Genomic DNA, 17021 nt, shown 5'->3' with positions numbered 1-17021 from the left:
TCCAGGGAATGGGAACCGATCAGAAGCATCTTGCGTATGAAGCAGTGCGGCCGAGGAGGCTGGGAACCAAACTCATGCCTATTCGTGAGATTCTCAAGCAGACATTGTCCGCGCTTTGGGAGACCAAGCTCCGCAGCTTCCTCACTATGTTCGGCATCGTATGGGGCATCACCTCTGTCATCCTCCTCGTAGGCCTGGGCATCGGCTTCAATCTGGATCAGAAGGAGCATCTCAAGACAATCGGGACCGATATCGCAATCATCTTCGGCGGCAAAACTGGAATGCAGGCCGGAGGATATGCCGCGGGACGCGATATTCGGCTCACTGTGGATGATGCAATTGCCATTCAGCGACGGGCATCCCTGGTCAAAACAGTCAGTCCGGAATTGCGGCGCAGCGTCTCCGAGGTAAGCCAGTGGAATGCGGCCAGCCGCCCCATTCGCGGGGTCTGGCCGGAATATCAGCGATTCCGCTCGCTGACTGTAGAACAGGGTAGGCTGATGAATGAACGCGACGAGGCCGATGGAGCGCGTGTCGTTCTGCTGGGAGCTGAAGCGAACAGGCAGCTCTTTCCAGGAAAATCCGTTATCGGTCAGCCCCTGATGGTAAACGGCTATGAATATACCGTCATTGGCGTGCTCGCAAAGAAGAAGCAGAACGGCAGTTACGGCAGCGGCCCGGATAATACGCAACTGTTCACGACGTATTCAGCAATGGCTCGTGACTTCCCTCCCCCGGAGCGGCCCGGAATCACAAAAGGTTATGTGAACAATATCGTTCTCGAGCCTGTCTCTCCAGACCTGCACGAGAAGGCTCTCGACCAGGTAAAGCGCATCATCGCAGAACGACACCACTACAGCGCCAACGATAAGGAGGCGCTGTGGGTCTGGGACACGCTCGAAGGATCGAAGTTCACCGAGCGCATCTTCGGCGTCATGACGTTGTTCTTCGGCGCCGTCGCTCTGCTTACGCTCGCTCTCGGAGGCATTGGGGTCATGAACATCATGCTGGTTGCTGTCACCGAAAGAACCCGGGAGATCGGCGTCCGCAAGGCGCTGGGCGCGACCGCCACCGACATCAAAAGGCAGTTTCTTGTGGAGTCGGCCATCATCACTATCGTAAGTGGCATCGGTGGCCTCCTGTCCGGAGTCGGTGTTTGCCTGCTGATGCGCCTCATCCCACTGCCAGACTTCGTGCCGCACCCGGTCATTTCGCCGGTCGCGGTCTTCGCATCTCTGGCCACCCTCACCGCGATCACGCTCTTCGCTGGGACCTACCCGGCGATGCGTGCCGCCAATTTAAGTCCCATCGAATGCCTGCGATCGGAGTAGCGCCGTGAACCTAATGGAGATCGTTCGGCAGAGCATCGAGTCGCTCCTGCGAAATCGCCTGCGATCCGGCCTCACCATGCTGGGAATCGTCTGGGGTCTCGTAACCGTGGTGCTGCTCCTGAGCTACGGCAGCAGCCTCGGCAGAGAGGTATTGAACGGTTTTCTGGGGCTTGGCAACAACGTCATCATGATGTGGGGCGGACAGACCAGCATGCAGGCCGGAGGCGAGCGGTCCGGCAAGAAGATCAAGTTCCTCGACGGCGATACGGAGGCCGTCCGCGATGCGGTTCCCTTCCTCACCGCCGTGAGTTCCGAGAGCGATGACGGTTTCAGCTTCAAATACGGGCCGAAGGTCATCAACATCTCGACGAAGGCCGTCGAGCTTCCTTACGGAGGGATGCGCAAGCTGAACGTCGCAGAAGGACGATACTTCGAGGCGGCTGACTTCAGCGAGCATCGGCAGGTCGTCATCTTCGGTCCGCATGCGGCGCAGAAACTGTTCAACGGCTTCCCGCCGGTGGGCGAGTCGGTCCAGATCGAAGGACACGTCTTTCAGGTCATTGGCGTGCTTGCTACCAAGATCCAGGACTCCTCGAACAATGGACCGGACAACGAGAACGCCTTTGTGCCCTTCGGCATGATGCGCCTGCTTCGCGATGAGCGCGATCCTGGGAGCATCGTCTTTCAACCCAGTTCGCCCGACCTTCACGTCAAAGCCATCCAGGCGGTCCGCTCAGTGTTGGCAAGCCGGCATCACTTCGATCCCAAGGATGACAAGGCCACGCCAACCTGGGACACGGTTGAGGACTCGCAGGAGATCATGCAGTTCTCTACCGCCCTCCAGCTCCTGCTGGGGATCATCGGCGCCATGACCCTCGGTGTGGGAGGCGTCGGGGTCATGAACATCATGCTGGTCTCTGTCACCGAGCGTACCCGGGAGATCGGTCTGCTCAAGGCGCTCGGGGCGCGTCGTCGAGACATCCTCACCCAGTTCCTTCTCGAGAGTCTTACGCTGACCTTTCTTGCCGGGATCGTAGGGATGATCCTTGCGGTCGCGGTGGGCTATCTGATTCCGCCGATGCCTCTCTATTCGGACATCTATAAGACCGCCAATCACGAGGGCGACATCATCCTCAGGGCGTCGCCGACCATCATGCTGGCGGCGTTCGGGATTCTCGGAGCCGTCGGAGTGATCTCAGGGCTGCTGCCGGCGATGAGAGCGGCTCGCATGGACCCCGTCGTTGCCTTGCGCCACGAGTAGGATTCCCCCATACATTTTTGTGCAAAATCTTCAATTGACGAGGCTTAGCCTGGTACCTGCGGCGCAGAGCTTTTTCTGTAGCCAAGTCGCCTTCCGAATCTCGTCCGCTTAAACAGAATAGCTCATCCACGGGATCTGTTCGGCACTTTTATCCTGCTGATAAAAAGCAGCTTACAAGATTAATGACTTGACAGACCCGCACCTTCTCCTAGCCCGCAAATTCCATTGGGCGACGGACGAGGATACATATCCATGGCAATCGAAGGCGGTTAGTTCGGAGGGCGATAACAGATGTAACCGTCGGCCAGAAAGTATTCCGCCGAGCAGACCTCCGATCCACAGATCATCGCTTCCAGGCCCGCACACTGTTGACGGGTAATGAGTCCGAGGGCTCCGCAGGCGGGACATGCCAGGACAGCCCAGTAAGGGTTCTCGGCCTTTCCCAGTTCTCCAGCGCCATCCAACAGAAACATCGTTCCCGGCTCCATCTGCTCCGGAATCCACTCATCGAGGAAGTTCAAATCGGCGATCATAGGTATTACCCCTCTGTTCCCTACCATTGAGTTCGAGTTCACGATGGCGCGGGTTAGCGCCAGAATGGTATGCACTCCACCTTCCAGATCCTTCCTCCTGAACTGAAATTGCACTGTCTATGGTGCAAAGCATATCCAAATTCCGCGTCGTGTCAATGGCCCATATGACAGAAGATTCTGATTTGGTTCCGCGTTTTCCACAACATAGATCGTCGAAGGAACATGCGCGAACCCGGTAAAGGCGTCGCCGGCTGTTGGACCGGATTTAGACATACGCCTGGTCGGGTGGCATCGCTCAATTTATGGGCGACGCGGGGAACTACTGCGATTCTTCGCTTCGCTCAGAATGACGTGGAATCTATATTCCTACTCAAAAAAGCGAATCTATATCTCCTGCTCGAAAGAGTTTCTACCAGCAGGCACGACGGCGAATCGTTTACTGCTTGCTTCCATAGAGCGACTGGTAGAAACGACGGTTCCTCAGAATGGCCTGCACATACTCGCGGGTCTCCGTGTAGGGAATGGATTCGACGAACTCGGAGATGTCCTTGTAGTCGCCGGCCGCCATCCACTGCCGTACCGGAACGTCTCCGGCGTTGTAGGCGGCGAGGGCATACTCCGGCTGACCACCGTACCGTGCCAGAACCTCGCTGAGATTCAGGGTGCCGAGCTGAAGATTGGTGGAGGGATTCAAGAGCTGTGGCGTCTTGAATCCGCGGATACGTTGTTTTCTGGCCATCGATTTTCCTACCGAGGGCAGAAGCTGCATAAGGCCATAAGCGTTGGCTCGGCTGACGGCTCCGGCATTGAACTCGGATTCCTGCCGGATGAGGGAGGCGACAAGGAAAGGATCGACGTCATTTTTCTGAGAGTTGGCGACGAGTTCGCTCCAGTAGGGCCGCGGGAAGAGCAGCTGCCAGTAAAGGGTGGGGACCTGGTCCATGGGCAGCGCGAAGAAGGAGATTTTACTTCGCTTCAGCGACTGCAGGGTACGGGTGGTCTCGCCGTAGGAGTTGTAGATGCGCGCTTCGGCCAGGGCTCCCCACTCGGAGGAATCCGGTGCAGCCTGAATCTCGGGACCGATGTATTCGTTGAGCGCGGCATTGGCAAGCAAGCGAGCCTTGATAATGTGCGGCTCGTTTTCCGGCAGCTCGTCGGTCAGGGGCGGAACCTCGCGTTCCTGCACGGAGGCAAGTACGGGTGATGGGGGAACCGTGGGAGCCTGCGAGCCGAGTACCGCAAGGCGCTTCCGCGCCAGATCGGCGTAGTAGTAGTTGACGTAGCTTGAGATCAGAGTGCGATAGTAGTTTGCTGCCTGCCCTGCGTTATGTTCCTCGTCCTCATAGATACGGCCACGCCAGTAAAGCGCGGTTGGAGCTTCGATGCCGGCGGTGTAGTGCTGGATCTGGTCATCCATCAGGCGTGCGGCCTCGCCGTAGCGGCGCAACCGATAGTTCATCCAGGCAGCGCGCCAGTGTGCCGATGGAGCGTAGGTGCTGCGCGGAAACATCTGGACGAGCAGGGTGTAGTGATGGATCGCCTGCTCGGAGTCGCGCTTGATCAGGTACATGTTTCCACCGGAGTACAGCGCTTCTTCGAGCCAGCGGCTGACAGGAAACTGCTTGATCATCTGATCGAGAATTGCAGCGTGAGTCTGCTGGTCGTTCTCGTTGCGGGAGAGCTCGGCCAGCAGAAAGAGTTTGGCTGCCGCGGTATCGTCGCTGGTCTGGGGAAGGCGCTCGACATCGCGCCGGCTGATGCGCTTGAGCTTGTAATCGCAGACGGCGGCATAGATGGCAAGGGCGTCGCGGTCGGCGGGGGAGAGGCTGGAGTCGTTGCGAGCGATCTCGTGGTACTCCTGACCGGCTTCGTTGTACCGCTTCACATTGAAGAGAAAGTCGGCATGCGCTTTGCGCTCGACGGCATTCAAGGGCACGCTCATGGCATCGAGCTGCGCGCGGGCCTGCCCGGCCTCGGAGCTGAGCGGGAACTTTGCATAGACGCTGCGGTAGATGGGCGCGGCGTGTCCGGTATCTCCCGAAAGCTGATAGGCGCGCGCGAGCACATATTGGAAGTCGCTGTGGCCGCCGACCGGCGTGTCCTGAACCGGCTGAAGCGCGGCCAATGCTCCCTGGGGGTTGTTCTGTTGCAGGTATGCGTTTGCCAGAAGGACGGGGGCGTTGGCGACGAAGATGCTGTCGGGATGGCGCTCGGCGAAACGATCGAGAAGAGAGTACGCATCGGCGCCGCGGCTGGCCTGCAGGGCCGCCTGGGCGCCCAGATAGTCGGCGTAGTCGTCGAGGGCCTTACCGCTGGCTTTGGCCTGCTGGAAGGCGGTGTAGGCGTCGTTGTAGCGCCGATCGAGCATGTAGGCATGGCCCAGCGCGAGCCAGGCGGCGGCTGCTCCCTCGCCCGGATGCGCACGCGCATAGGACTGGACTCCGGCGTAGGCGGCTGAGGAGCGGCTGGCGATAAGCTGCTGCGCCATGGGCCGAAGCTGCTCCGTGGCGTGAAAGGCACTGGTCAGGCGGATGGTCTGCGCGGTGGGCTTTCGGGAGGAACGCTTTGCCGCGGCGCGCTTCTGGCTGCTGGCCTTGGAACCTTTCCTGGAGGCAGTCGATGCCCCGGTAGCCTTACGCCCAGCGGATTTGGACGGGGTCTTTTTGGCGGGGGAGCTTTTCTTGGTTGAGGAGCTCTTCGGGGAGGTCTTCCGGGGAGGGGTCTGGGAGGAGGTCTGGGCTTCGGGCGCTATCGTGTGCGCTCCGGCCCAGGACGAACCTGCCAGCAGAGAACCAAGGATTACAGCAGCTTGAAACCTAGTACAAACCTTCAACATTGCCTCTCTTCGCGGAAGCCCACCCCTTTACTGTAAGCTGCGAGCCTCGCTTAAGGATTGGACTGCGCACAGTGGAATCTGGACAGGTACATACGGTTCCTCCGCAAATGGCATCCGGCTTCGCTTTGCCCGGAGGGGTAACGGCATTTACTATGAAGGAAGCGTTAGAAATCGACAACTGAGCGGCATAGGCTCAGTCCCGATTTCGCGCACCTTTTGCTCATGCCCGCCATCCAATCTCCAGGAACGGAAGAGATCCACCCCGACGTAGCGCTGGTTGCGCGCGCCAGGGAGGGAGATACAGCCGCCTTCGAGCAGCTGGTCCGGCAGTACGAACGCCAGATCTTCCGGGTAGCGCAGCATATTACGCAGAACCGTGAAGACGCCGAAGACATCACGCAGGATACATTCCTCAAGGCTTACGAGAAGCTGGAGCAGTTCCAGGGAAACTCCAAGTTTTCGACCTGGCTGGTCCGGATCGCGGTCAACGAGAGCCTTATGCGGCTGCGCAAGCGCAAGACCAGCAAGACCGTCTCCATGGACGAAGACGTGCAGACCGACGAGGGCTCTATTCCCCGCGATTTCGCCGAATGGAGACCGAATCCCGAGCAGATCTTCGATCAGAACGAGCTCAACGACATTCTTCGACGGACGATCCAGGGGCTTCCTCCCGGATTCCGTACCGTCTTCACGCTCCGGGATATCGAGAACCTCTCTACAGAAGAGACTGCTGAGGCACTTGGTTTGAGCATACCCGCAGTCAAATCACGCCTGTTGCGCGCTAGGCTACAATTGCGCGAACGTCTGAGCAGGTACTTCCGGCAGCGGAAGGAAGGACAACCCGCATGAACTGCACCGATTTCCTGAGCCAGCTTACCGATTACTTCGACGGCCAGATCAGCCCCGAGCTTCTGGAAGAAGTTCGCACGCATCTGGCAGGCTGCAGCCACTGCGAGGTCGTCCTGAACACGACGCGTCAGACGATCGAGGTCTATCGCGGCACCGAGATTTACGAGATCTCCGATGACCTGCGGGAGAAGCTACACTCCGCCATCATGACGAAGTGCCTCGAGAAGAAGCGCGCCTGAACCGAACCAGCTTTAGATTCTTCCTGCCTCGCGCAGAGCGCCGATCTCCTCGTCCTGAAAGACCCTTGACCGGATAAGAAAGCGCACCCCTTCCGGTCCCTCCAGCGAAAACATCCCTCCCCTTCCCGGCACGACGTCCAGGATGAGTTGCGTGTGCTTCCAGTATTCGAACTGGGGACGGCTCATGTAGAAGGGTGTGCCCTCCAGTTCGCCCAGCAGAACGTCGCTGTCGCCGGTGAGGAACTCGCCGCGGGGATAGCACATGGGGGAGCTGCCGTCGCAGCAGCCTCCCGATTGATGGAACATCAGCTCCCCATATTTTGCCTTCAGCGTCTCCATGAGGGTGATCGCGGCCGGGGTCGCGATCACCTGAAGTGGAGTATTTGTCGTTTTCGTCATGTTTAGAAGAAGCCCATCGCCTTGGGGCTGTAGCTGACGAGCTGGTTCTTCGTCTGCTGGTAGTGGTCGAGCATGGCTTTGTGGTTCTCGCGGCCGATGCCGGACTGCTTGTAGCCACCGAAGGCAGCATGTGCCGGATAGAGGTGGTAGCAGTTGGTCCAGACGCGGCCGGCCTGGATGGCGCGGCCGAAGTGATAGGCGCGGTTGAGGTCGCGGGTCCAAATGCCGGCGCCGAGACCGTAGAGCGTGTCGTTGGCGATGGCGAGGGCTTCGTCGTCGTCCTTGAATGTCGTCACCGAGACGACGGGTCCGAAGATTTCTTCCTGGAAGACACGCATCTTGTTATGGCCCTTGAAGACTGTGGGCTCGATGTAGAAACCGTCGGCGAGGTCACCGTCGAGCTTCGCGCGCTTGCCGCCGGTGAGAACTTCTGCACCCTCCTGGCGGCCGATGTCGAGATAGGAGAGGATCTTCTCCATCTGCTCGGTGGAGGCCTGGGCTCCGATCATCGTGGACTTGTCGAGCGGATTGCCCTGCTTGATGGCCTTCACGCGCTTCAAGGCAGCTTCCATGAAGCGATCATAGATGGACTCCTGGACGAGCGCGCGAGAGGGGCAAGTGCAGACCTCGCCCTGATTAAGCGCGAACATGGCGAAGCCTTCGAGGGTCTTGTCGAAGTAGTCGTCGTCCTCGCGCATGGTGTCAGCAAAGAAGATGTTCGGCGACTTACCCCCAAGTTCGAGCGTGACCGGGATGATGTTCTGCGAAGCATACTGCATGATGAGGCGGCCGGTGGTGGTCTCGCCGGTGAAGGCGATCTTGGCGATGCGCGGGCTGGAGGCGAGCGGCTTGCCTGCCTCAAGGCCGAAGCCGTTGACGATGTTCAGGACGCCGGGAGGAAGGATGTCCTGGATCAGCTCCGCCAGAACAAGAATGCCAAGGGGCGTCTGCTCGGCGGGCTTGAGGACGACGGTGTTGCCAGCGGCCAGCGCAGGCGCGAGCTTCCACGTCGCCATCAGGATGGGGAAGTTCCACGGGATGATCTGGCCGACGACGCCGAGCGGCTCGTGGTAGTGATAGGCGATGGTCGACTCGTCGATCTCGCAGATCGAGCCTTCCTGCGCGCGGATGCACCCGGCAAAGTAACGGAAATGGTCGATCGCCAGCGGAAGATCGGCGGCCATGGTCTCGCGGATGGGCTTGCCGTTGTCCCAGGTCTCGACCGTCGCAAGCATCTCGAGGTTCTCTTCCATGCGCAGCGCAATCTTCTCGAGCATGCGTCCGCGTTCGGTGGTCGAGGTCTTGCCCCACGCGGCTTTTGCAGCATGTGCGGCGTCGAGAGCGCGGTCGATGTCGGCTGCATTCGAACGCGGAATCTCGCAGAGAACCTGTCCGGTAACAGGAGTTACGTTCTCGAAGTATTGTCCGGATGCGGGAGCCACCCACTCGCCGCCAATAAAATTGTCATACCTCGGCCGAATCGACACAGGGAACCCGTAGGCTCCTGGCCGTAGCGCAGTCATCGTTGCCATACTCGTCTACTCCTTCGCGTTTCGCCGATTCCCGGCGAGGGCGGAATTGTAGACCTCCTGAGCGACCTCTGTCACAGGCGAAGACCGAACCCCAATGGGTTAGCGGGACAAGTCAAAGGGCTTCAGCAGTTAGGGAAAGACCCCGACTGGCTGAAGCCCTCGAAGGAATGAACTATCTCAGCAGTTAAGCCTTAGGGCTTACGCTTCGGCGAGATCTTATGCAGTTCGGAAAGCAGCATGCTGGCCGAAGGAGGAGGCTGGACCTCATGCTTGAACACGATGTCCTGCGCAGTCAGTTCTTTTCCATACAGTTTTTTGTTTGCGTCATTATCGGCGCGCATCGTCGATCCCGTCAAAGATACACCCGCGAAAAGACCCTGGGCTCGCGACCATGAAAGAATCTCGGCCTTCATCACGATATCGGTCTCTGCAGTGGCGGAACGCCCAACCGGACCGGCCGCCGCCGAGGCATCGCCACCGATCTTCACCTTGCTGGAGAGCACAGACTTCGCGCCCTTTTCATTCATGACGAGCAGAATAAAGTCGGTTGCCTGACCACCGATTTGGAACCCAAAACTCGCACCTTCCAATGCCATCATCGCCGGTGCGCTCCAGGGTCCGGAGAAATTCTCTCCTGTGCGGCAGGTAATAATGCCACGGCCATAGCTTCCACCCACCACAAAGGCTGCCTTCTTCACGGATGGATATACAACCACGCATTCAGACTTATCCACCAGATCATGCGGGATTCCCTTGTCCGGCGATTCGAGGATGTCCCTCAAAACCTGGCCAGATTCCTTAACGCGATCGTCTTCCTTTTCTTGGGCATTGGCCGCCAGGGGTAGCACCAGCAGGAAGCCTAACGATAGACATGCAATCTTTTTCATCTTTTCTCTCCTCAACTCTCTTACGACCTTTGCTGTTCGCAATGCGGGAGATTCGAAACCTTCTCGCGGCCGGAGCCACCCACTCGCCGCCAATAAAATTGTCATACGTCGGCCGAATCGACACAGGGAACCCGTAGGCTCCTGGCCAGCGCAGTCATGGTTGCCATACTCGTCTACTCCTTCGCGTTCGCCGATTCCGGCGAGGGCAGAATTGTAGACCTCCTGAGGGGCATCTGTCACAGCGAACCCGACAGGTTTGCGGGTTAAGTCGAAAGGCTTCAGCAGTGCGGGAAACGATCCCGACTGGCTGAAGCCTCGATTGGAATGGAACTATCTCAGCCTCTAAGCCTTAGTTCTGATGGTGCGGTGAGACCTTGGTCAACTCCGAAAGCAGCGTGCTGGCCGAAGGAGGAGCCTCGACCTCATGCTTGGCCACGATGTCCGGCGCAGTCAGTTCTTTTCCATACAGTTTTTTGTTTGCGTCGTCATCGGTGCGCATCGTCGATCCCGTCAGAGACACGCCTGCAAAAAGACCCTGGGCTCGCGACCACGAAAGAATTTCGGCCTTCATGACAGCGTTCGTCTCAGCGGTAGCTGTGCGCCCAACCGGACCGGCAGCTGCCGAGGCATCGCCACCGATCTTCAACTTGCTCTTGAGTACAGACTTCGCGCCCTTTTCGTTCATGATGAGCAAAATAAAGTCAGTCGCCTGACCGCCAATCTGGAAACCGAAACTGGCGCCTTCCAGAGCCATCATGGTCGGGGGACTCCATGGTCCGCTGAAGTCCTCACCTGTGCGACAGGTCATGACACCACGGCCATAGCTTCCACCCACAACGAAGGCAGCCTTCTTGACGGAGGGATAGACAACGACGCATTCAGACTTATGCACCAGGTCATGTGGGATTCCCTTATCGGGCGATTCAAGGATATCCCTTAGAACGTCGCCTGATTCTTTAACACGGTCCTCTTCCTTGTCCTGAGCATTTGCCATCATCGGCAGCACCAGCAGGAAGCCTAGCGATAGACATGCAATCTTTTTCATCTTTCTCTCTCCTCAACCATTTTTCGAGCTGCTGTTCGCGATGCGGGAGATTCCGAAACCTTCTTGTGGCAGTAGCCGATAACGCTACCGTGTAGCGCTGCTAGTACGACGTGCCATCTTTTCTTACAGTTGCTCGGGATGGAACTCATTCCGGCAATGAAAATTCAAAGCGCAAGCGTTTGGAACCGCGAAATCCATGGCCTAATTCACCGCTTTCCACTGCACGACGGTGGGTTAGCTCTCCCCGTATACAGGTACGGAGGCTCCATGGACGACACGTGCCTCGTCGCTGGCGAGAAACAGGATGACACCTGCGATCTCCTCCGGCTTGGGCCATTTGGCGAATGGAGCGTCGGGCATGGCCTTTCGATTGGTCTCGGTGTCGATAATGCTGGGCAGAACGGTGTTCACCCTAACCCCCGTTCCCTTCACATCGGCCGCAAGGCACTCCATCAGGGCGACCGCAGCCGCCTTGGACGCCGCATAAGCCGAAGCCCCCGCTGCGTGGTCGAACGCGGCCTTCGCGGCGATATTAATCAGAACACCGCCTCCCTGCTTCAGCATCGCGGGAATAGCGGCGCGCGCAAGCACGAACCCGGTACGCAGATTAAGGTCGAGCATGCGCTCGAAGACCTTCGGCTCGAGCTCCCACAGCTTGATCCCTCCCGCGTAGCCCCCCACGGTGTTGACGAGCACGTCGAGGCGACCGTGCTTCGCCACGATCTCAGCCACCAGAGACGTCACCGAGGATTCGTCCGTCACATCCGTATTCGCTCCTTCCAGCAACTCAGCGTGTGTACCGGCTGCGGCCTTGAGCACAGCGAACTCCTCTTCGTTGCGGTACGTCGCGACTACCTTCGTACCCTCGGCGAGAAATGCGAGGCTGACACCGCGCCCCAACCCGCCTGTTCCACCTGCCACCAGCACAACTTTGCCTGCACAGCTGATCTGCATCTCTCCTCCTTCGCAAACACAGTCCGAGAATATGCTCACCCCGGATCAACTCTTGTGTGTTTATGAATCACCACCACACCCAGAGGGTCTTTCTCTCCCGACATTAATGATTGCCTCCCCGTCCGCGGCTCTCTATGATCGCCAAAACATCCACTCCACTGTAGACGAGGGCTCGCATGGCTATCCTTGTATCTGCGTTTCTGATCGGCATCATAGCTGGGCTACGCGCCGTCATGGCCCCTGCCCTGGTGAGCTGGGCCGCCGGACTGGGCTGGCTGAACCTCGAGGGCACATCGCTTCATTTCTTCAGCTCCGCCATCACTCGATGGCTGTTTTCTCTGGGCGCGCTGGGCGAGCTGGTCAATGACAAACTCCCGAAGACTCCCAGCCGTAAGATTCCGCCGCAGTTCATCACCCGTGTGGTCACGGGCGCTCTCTCTGGCGCAGCCATCGGCGCCTCCCGCGAGTCGCTGGTGGGCGGCCTGCTGGCTGGAGCGATTGGAGCCGTAGCCGGAACCCTCGGCGGAGCCGCATTCCGCGGCTGGCTCTCACGCACCATCAGCAACGATCTTCCCGCTGCCCTCATCGAAGACGCCATCGCCATCTTCGGCGGCCTGCTGATAGTCTCGCATCTATGACGACGCGAAAGGATTTCGACGCCATCATCGTCGGTGCCGGCCAGGCCGGTCCCTCCCTCGCCGGACGACTCGCGCAGGCAGGACGCAAGGTGGCCATCGTCGAGCGAAAACTCTTTGGCGGAACGTGCGTCAACACCGGCTGCACTCCGACCAAAACGCTGATCGCCAGTGCGTACGTCGCTCACAAGGCGCGTACCGCGAAGAGCTATGGCATCGACGTGGCCGGCCCGGTAACCGCGGACATGAAGGCCCTGAAGGCACGGAAAGACTCCGTGCTCCTGAAGTCGCGCAACAGCATCGAAAGCTGGCTTCGGGACATGGAAAACTGCACCGTCTTTACCGATCATGCGCGTTTCGAGTCGCCGACGGAGATCCGTGTGGGCGAAGAGGCGATCACGGCCCCACAGATCTTTCTGAACGTAGGCGGCCGCGCCTATGTGCCCGACATGCCGGGCGTGAAGGAGGTTCCTTTTCTCACGAACACCTCCCTGCTCGATCTTGAAACGCTTCCGCGCCATCTCGTGGTTGTGGGGGGAAGCTACATCGGAATCGAATTCGCGCAGGCCTTCCGCCGCTTCGGCAGCGAGGTCACCATCGTCGAGATGGCATCGCGCCTGACGCATCGCGAAGATGAGGACGTCTCCGCAACCATCAAAGAGATTCTCGAGAAGGAAGGAATTCACATCCGCCTCAACGCGGAATGCATCCAGCTGCACAGCGATCCTCAGGGCGTCTCTGTCCACGTGACCTGCGAGGAAGATGGGACCCCCACGACCGCCTCGCATGTCCTGCTTGCCGTAGGCCGCACGCCCAACACGGATGACCTCGGGCTGGAGAAAGCAGGGGTCGCCATCGACGACAAGGGCTATATCCAGGTCGACGATCAGCTCCGGACGAACGTCCCCGGCATCTGGGCCATGGGCGACTGCAATGGCAAGGGAGCCTTTACCCACACGGCGTATAACGACTTCGAGATCGTCGCGGCGAACCTGCTGGACAACGATCCCCGCCGCGTCTCGGACCGCATCACCACCTATGGCCTCTTCATGGATCCGCCGCTGGCACGCGTAGGCATGACCGAACGCGAAGTGCGAGAATCTGGAAAGCCTGCCCTGATCGGGACCCGGCCCATGACGAAGGTCAATCGCGCCGTCGAAAAAGGCGAGAGCGACGGCTTCATGAAGGTTCTGGTGGACTCCGAGAGCAAGCAGATTCTCGGGGCATCGATTCTTGGAGTCGGCGGCGACGAAGCCATCCACTGCATCACCGATGTCATGTATGCGCGCGCGCCATATACGACCATTCAGCGTGCGGTTCACATTCATCCCACCGTCTCCGAGTTGATTCCCACAGTTCTTGGGGATCTCAAGCCGCTGCAGTAGTCCGTTACGCTCTGCTTTCAGGAAAGGACAATGTCATGCCGAAGCCCATCGTTGGATTGCACCACGTCACCGCCATCGCCTCAGACCCCCAGACCAACCTGGACTTCTACACGGAGGTCCTCGGCCTTCGCTTCGTCAAGCGCACGGTCAACTTCGACGATCCCGGCAGCTACCACTTCTACTTCGGCGACGATTCCGGCACCCCCGGAACCATTCTGACCTTCTTCCCCTGGCCACGCACGCCGCGTGGAAGTGCGGGAGTCGGCGAGGTGACCCTTACGGCGTTTAGCGCTCCTTTGTCTTCCATCGACTTCTGGGAGAACCGGCTCTCCAGCTACAACCTGCCGGTCGAGCGCAGCGAGCGTTTCAAAGAAACCGTGCTGACCTTTCCCGATCCCGACGGCATGAAGATCGAGATCGTCGGGCATGCCCATGCCGAGTCCCCTCATCCTTCCCGCTTCAGCGCGATTCCTGCGGAGCACAGCCTGCGCGGGTTTTTTGGCGTGACTTTGTTTCTCAAGCAGGCGGAAGAGACCGCGGCAATCCTGAACATCATGGGCTTCACAAAGCGCGACGAACAGGGGAACCGCTTGCGCTTCTCGGCCGAGGGTTCGGCGCTGGGCAATCACATCGATCTGCTCGTGAACCCTGATGGCCATCATGGACGCAGCGGCTCGGGAACCGTACACCACATCGCATTTCGCGCCGCCGACGATGCCTCGCATTTGGAGTGGAGAGAGATCCTCGACCAGCACCTGGATGTAACTCCGGTGCTGGACCGCACCTACTTTCACTCCATCTACTTCCGTGAACCGGGAGGCGTGCTCTTCGAACTTGCGACAGATCCACCAGGCTTCGCGCTGGATGAGCCTCTCGATTCGCTGGGCGAGGCGCTGCGTATTCCAAGCTGGCTGGAGCAACATCGTCCCGTCATCGAGCAGCGACTTCCGCCGCTCGAGCTGCACAAGGAGAAAGTAACCGTATGACGGACGCTGCGCTTGAACCGAACGCTCTCGATCCGCACCGCGACCAGCCGGTACCCCATCTCGGCGAGACGCTCAAGCATGCACTGGGAGCAGTGATCCTGCTGCACGGACGCGGCGGGACTGCCGACGATATTCTCTCGCTCGCAGGCGAGATGTACCGGCCAGAGCTGGCCTATCTGGCGCCACAGGCCGCGGGCAACAGCTGGTATCCGTACTCCTTTCTCGCGCCCCGGGAACAGAACCAGCCATGGCTGAACTCCGCACTCGGCAAGGTGGCAGCCACGGTAAAGCAGGCGACCGACGCTGGAATCGACGCCGAAAATATCGTGCTCTGCGGCTTCTCGCAGGGTGCCTGCCTGGCGACGGAGTTTGTCGCCTCGCATCCGCACCGCTATGCCGGTCTCATCGCCTTCACCGGCGGGCTCATCGGTCCGCCCGACGAAGATCTGCGGCACACGGGCGACCTTGCAGGAACCCCCGCATTTTTCGGCTCGGGAGATCCCGATCCGCACGTCCCTTTTGCGCGGGTACAGGAGTCGGCCAACATTCTTGCTGGAATGGGGGCCGTCGTCACTCTACGGCGTTTTCCCGGCAGGCCCCATACTATCCTTCCGGAAGAGCTCGACGCCGCGCGACGCATCGTGCTGGACGCATTCGGCAACACGCCGATCAGAACCTGACCGAGGCTGGTGGCTCCCTGCGCCTTTGGCGCTGGGGCAAAAGAAAAGAGCACCTGCCCACAGCGTCAGCAGAGGGAAAAACTCCAGAGTATAGCGCGGCTCGGAGTTGTCGAGCGTCAACAGCAGCGCGCAACGGAGCAGAAGGAAAGCGACCGTCGACCAACCCAGCACGGCGTAGCCGTCCCATTGTCTGTGCCGCCATCGCCAGAGACCTGTTCCTCCCAGCGCGAAGTAGGCGAGATTCAGCAGCGCGTAGGCGCTCGAGAAGGCAGTCTTCGCAGGGTGTCTGCTCCACTTCCACCATTCGAGGGCGATCTCCATCATCTCCGTTCGAGGGCGAAGCACCATGTTCAACAACCGTGCAACGGGCAATGCAACGTAATACCGGATCGGGTCGTCGGCAATCCGCTCCTTCGCCAGCACGCCGAAGGCTGAATCCAGCTTTGCGGTCGCGTTAAAGGTCTCGTTGTGCTCGTTCAGCAACGCCGCCACGCGGTTGTATTGGTCCTCCGTGTCGAAGGCGCGTGTGGGAATGTCGTTGATATCGATCAGCGCGGTATTCCAGTTCCAATAAACGTCTTCGGTCGAAGCAAAATCGATCGCCCATGTGCGGTACCAGCGATTGAAGCCTCGGGGAACCAACTCGCCCGGATCGGTCGCGTCGCGAGGCACCAGCGGCTGGAACACATGGAATGTCCTCCAGTTCCGGGCCGTCCATGGAACCAGCGGCAGGACCACGCAAAGCGCCAGCGTCGCAACGGGCGCAGTCCCGTGAAAACCGCCCTCGCGCCGTACCGCGATCCAAACCATCGCGGGAACAATCGCCACGGCTAACAATCCCTGTTCGGGACGTAGCAGCACGGCGTAGGCCAGCGCCGCCGCAATCATCCACAGCCAGCGGTTCCATCCTGTCCGCTGCAGCCTCCAGCGCTCCAACCCATAGAACGCTACCGCGATACATGCCAGGCTCAGCGTCTCCGTCAGAGGAGACGCAACATAGTTTGCCGTGAAGGGACACAGGGCCCCCAACCACAGCACGACGAGAGCTGCACGCTGGCCAAAGACACACCGGGCGAGATCGGCCATCAGAACGCACGTCCCCAGGTCGATCAGGCACTGGACCAGCATCACCGCCGTGTACTGGTCATCGCCGAAGATCCGGAAGCACAGCGCGAGAAACAGTGGATACCCAGGCAGACGGATCAGGGTTGGGATCGGTCCCGCAGCCGACTCCGCGAAGCCGTAGACGTGGTATTGCATCCAGTTCTTCGCAATGTCTCCATAAATCAGCGTATCGCCTGCGATACGTGGGGCATGCAGCACAAAGACCAGCCGCAGGGCGAGTCCCAGGGCGAGCGCCAGCCAGAACTGCATCACCATCCTTCTCTTAATCACGGGCATGCAACTGCATCATACTGTGAACGTTCCATCGGCCAACCTCCTCGTTGACTCCGCCAGCGCACCTGCAT

16 protein-coding genes are annotated in these 17021 nt (G+C 59.5%); 8 read left to right on the top strand and 8 right to left on the bottom strand.

Going from position 1 to position 17021, the window contains the following annotated elements; translation table 11 throughout:
- The first annotated feature begins 74 nt into the window (after nt 1-74).
- Together BDD14_RS21995 and BDD14_RS21990 are read left to right on the top strand one after the other, a co-directional pair.
- Nucleotides 75-1331 carry an ABC transporter permease gene (locus tag BDD14_RS21995; protein WP_130421273.1) on the top strand — a complete coding sequence of 419 codons (1257 nt, stop codon included), beginning with the start codon at nt 75-77 and terminating at the stop codon, nt 1329-1331.
- A 13-nt stretch (nt 1332-1344) separates the two neighbouring features.
- A complete protein-coding gene (locus tag BDD14_RS21990; RefSeq protein ID WP_242618268.1) occupies nt 1345-2592 on the top strand; it encodes an ABC transporter permease in 1248 nt (415 codons plus the stop codon).
- A 269-nt stretch (nt 2593-2861) separates the two neighbouring features.
- On the opposite strand, the gene BDD14_RS21985 is transcribed toward BDD14_RS21990, so the two are convergent.
- Nucleotides 2862-3200, bottom strand: a complete 339-nt coding sequence (locus BDD14_RS21985) for a hypothetical protein (RefSeq protein ID WP_242618118.1) — start codon at nt 3198-3200, stop codon at nt 2862-2864.
- A gap of 361 nt (nt 3201-3561) precedes the next feature.
- On the bottom strand, nt 3562-5961 hold the full coding sequence (locus BDD14_RS21980; protein ID WP_130421269.1) for a lytic transglycosylase domain-containing protein: 2400 nt from the start codon (nt 5959-5961) through the stop codon (nt 3562-3564).
- A 222-nt stretch (nt 5962-6183) separates the two neighbouring features.
- Between BDD14_RS21980 and BDD14_RS21975 the strand changes: the two genes are divergently transcribed.
- Together BDD14_RS21975 and BDD14_RS21970 are read left to right on the top strand one after the other, a co-directional pair.
- Complete coding sequence (locus BDD14_RS21975; protein ID WP_130421267.1) at nt 6184-6810, top strand: RNA polymerase sigma factor; 627 nt, start codon at nt 6184-6186, stop codon at nt 6808-6810.
- Nucleotides 6807-7049 (top strand): anti-sigma factor family protein, encoded by a 243-nt coding sequence (locus BDD14_RS21970; RefSeq protein ID WP_130421265.1) that lies wholly within the window; start codon nt 6807-6809, stop codon nt 7047-7049. Before BDD14_RS21975 ends, BDD14_RS21970 begins: the two co-directional genes overlap by 4 nt.
- A 12-nt stretch (nt 7050-7061) precedes the next feature.
- Here the strand turns inward: BDD14_RS21970 and BDD14_RS21965 are convergent, their stop codons facing one another.
- The 5 genes from BDD14_RS21965 to BDD14_RS21945 form a co-directional block, all read right to left on the bottom strand.
- Entirely contained in the window at nt 7062-7448 is a 387-nt protein-coding gene (locus BDD14_RS21965) for a DUF779 domain-containing protein (protein WP_130421263.1), read from the bottom strand.
- 2 nt (nt 7449-7450) lie between these two features.
- Nucleotides 7451-8980, bottom strand: a complete 1530-nt coding sequence (gene adh / locus BDD14_RS21960; RefSeq protein ID WP_242618117.1) for an aldehyde dehydrogenase — start codon at nt 8978-8980, stop codon at nt 7451-7453.
- Nucleotides 8981-9171: 191 nt separating this feature from the next.
- A complete protein-coding gene (locus BDD14_RS21955) occupies nt 9172-9867 on the bottom strand; it encodes a lipid-binding SYLF domain-containing protein (RefSeq protein ID WP_130421261.1) in 696 nt (231 codons plus the stop codon).
- A gap of 349 nt (nt 9868-10216) precedes the next feature.
- Nucleotides 10217-10912 carry a lipid-binding SYLF domain-containing protein gene (locus BDD14_RS21950; protein ID WP_130421259.1) on the bottom strand — a complete coding sequence of 232 codons (696 nt, stop codon included), beginning with the start codon at nt 10910-10912 and terminating at the stop codon, nt 10217-10219.
- Nucleotides 10913-11146: 234 nt separating this feature from the next.
- On the bottom strand, nt 11147-11866 hold the full coding sequence (locus tag BDD14_RS21945) for an SDR family NAD(P)-dependent oxidoreductase (protein ID WP_130421257.1): 720 nt from the start codon (nt 11864-11866) through the stop codon (nt 11147-11149).
- 176 nt (nt 11867-12042) lie between these two features.
- Here BDD14_RS21945 and BDD14_RS21940 point away from each other — a divergent pair, with 176 nt between their 5' ends.
- Genes BDD14_RS21940 through BDD14_RS21925 form a run of 4 tightly spaced genes read left to right on the top strand, consistent with a single transcriptional unit; the run spans nt 12043 to nt 15552 of the window.
- Nucleotides 12043-12504, top strand: a complete 462-nt coding sequence (locus BDD14_RS21940; protein ID WP_130421255.1) for a DUF4126 domain-containing protein — start codon at nt 12043-12045, stop codon at nt 12502-12504.
- Nucleotides 12501-13886 (top strand): FAD-containing oxidoreductase, encoded by a 1386-nt coding sequence (locus tag BDD14_RS21935; protein ID WP_130421253.1) that lies wholly within the window; start codon nt 12501-12503, stop codon nt 13884-13886. Before BDD14_RS21940 ends, BDD14_RS21935 begins: the two co-directional genes overlap by 4 nt.
- Before the next feature lie 35 nt (nt 13887-13921).
- Nucleotides 13922-14872, top strand: a complete 951-nt coding sequence (locus BDD14_RS21930) for a ring-cleaving dioxygenase (RefSeq protein ID WP_130421251.1) — start codon at nt 13922-13924, stop codon at nt 14870-14872.
- Nucleotides 14869-15552, top strand: coding sequence for an alpha/beta hydrolase (locus BDD14_RS21925; RefSeq protein WP_130421249.1), 684 nt, complete (start codon nt 14869-14871; stop codon nt 15550-15552). Before BDD14_RS21930 ends, BDD14_RS21925 begins: the two co-directional genes overlap by 4 nt.
- Here the strand turns inward: BDD14_RS21925 and BDD14_RS21920 are convergent.
- Nucleotides 15448-16953 carry a glycosyltransferase family 39 protein gene (locus BDD14_RS21920; RefSeq protein ID WP_242618116.1) on the bottom strand — a complete coding sequence of 502 codons (1506 nt, stop codon included), beginning with the start codon at nt 16951-16953 and terminating at the stop codon, nt 15448-15450. The two genes, BDD14_RS21925 and BDD14_RS21920, sit on opposite strands and share 105 nt — an antisense overlap.
- Between the last annotated feature and the right edge of the window lie 68 nt (nt 16954-17021).

The sequence above is a fragment of the Edaphobacter modestus genome (genome assembly GCF_004217555.1).
Taxonomy (GTDB): Bacteria; Acidobacteriota; Terriglobia; order Terriglobales; family Acidobacteriaceae; genus Edaphobacter; species Edaphobacter modestus.
The sequence above is the reverse complement of the archived record's forward strand: the minus strand, read 5'-3'. Positions and strand labels throughout refer to the sequence as shown.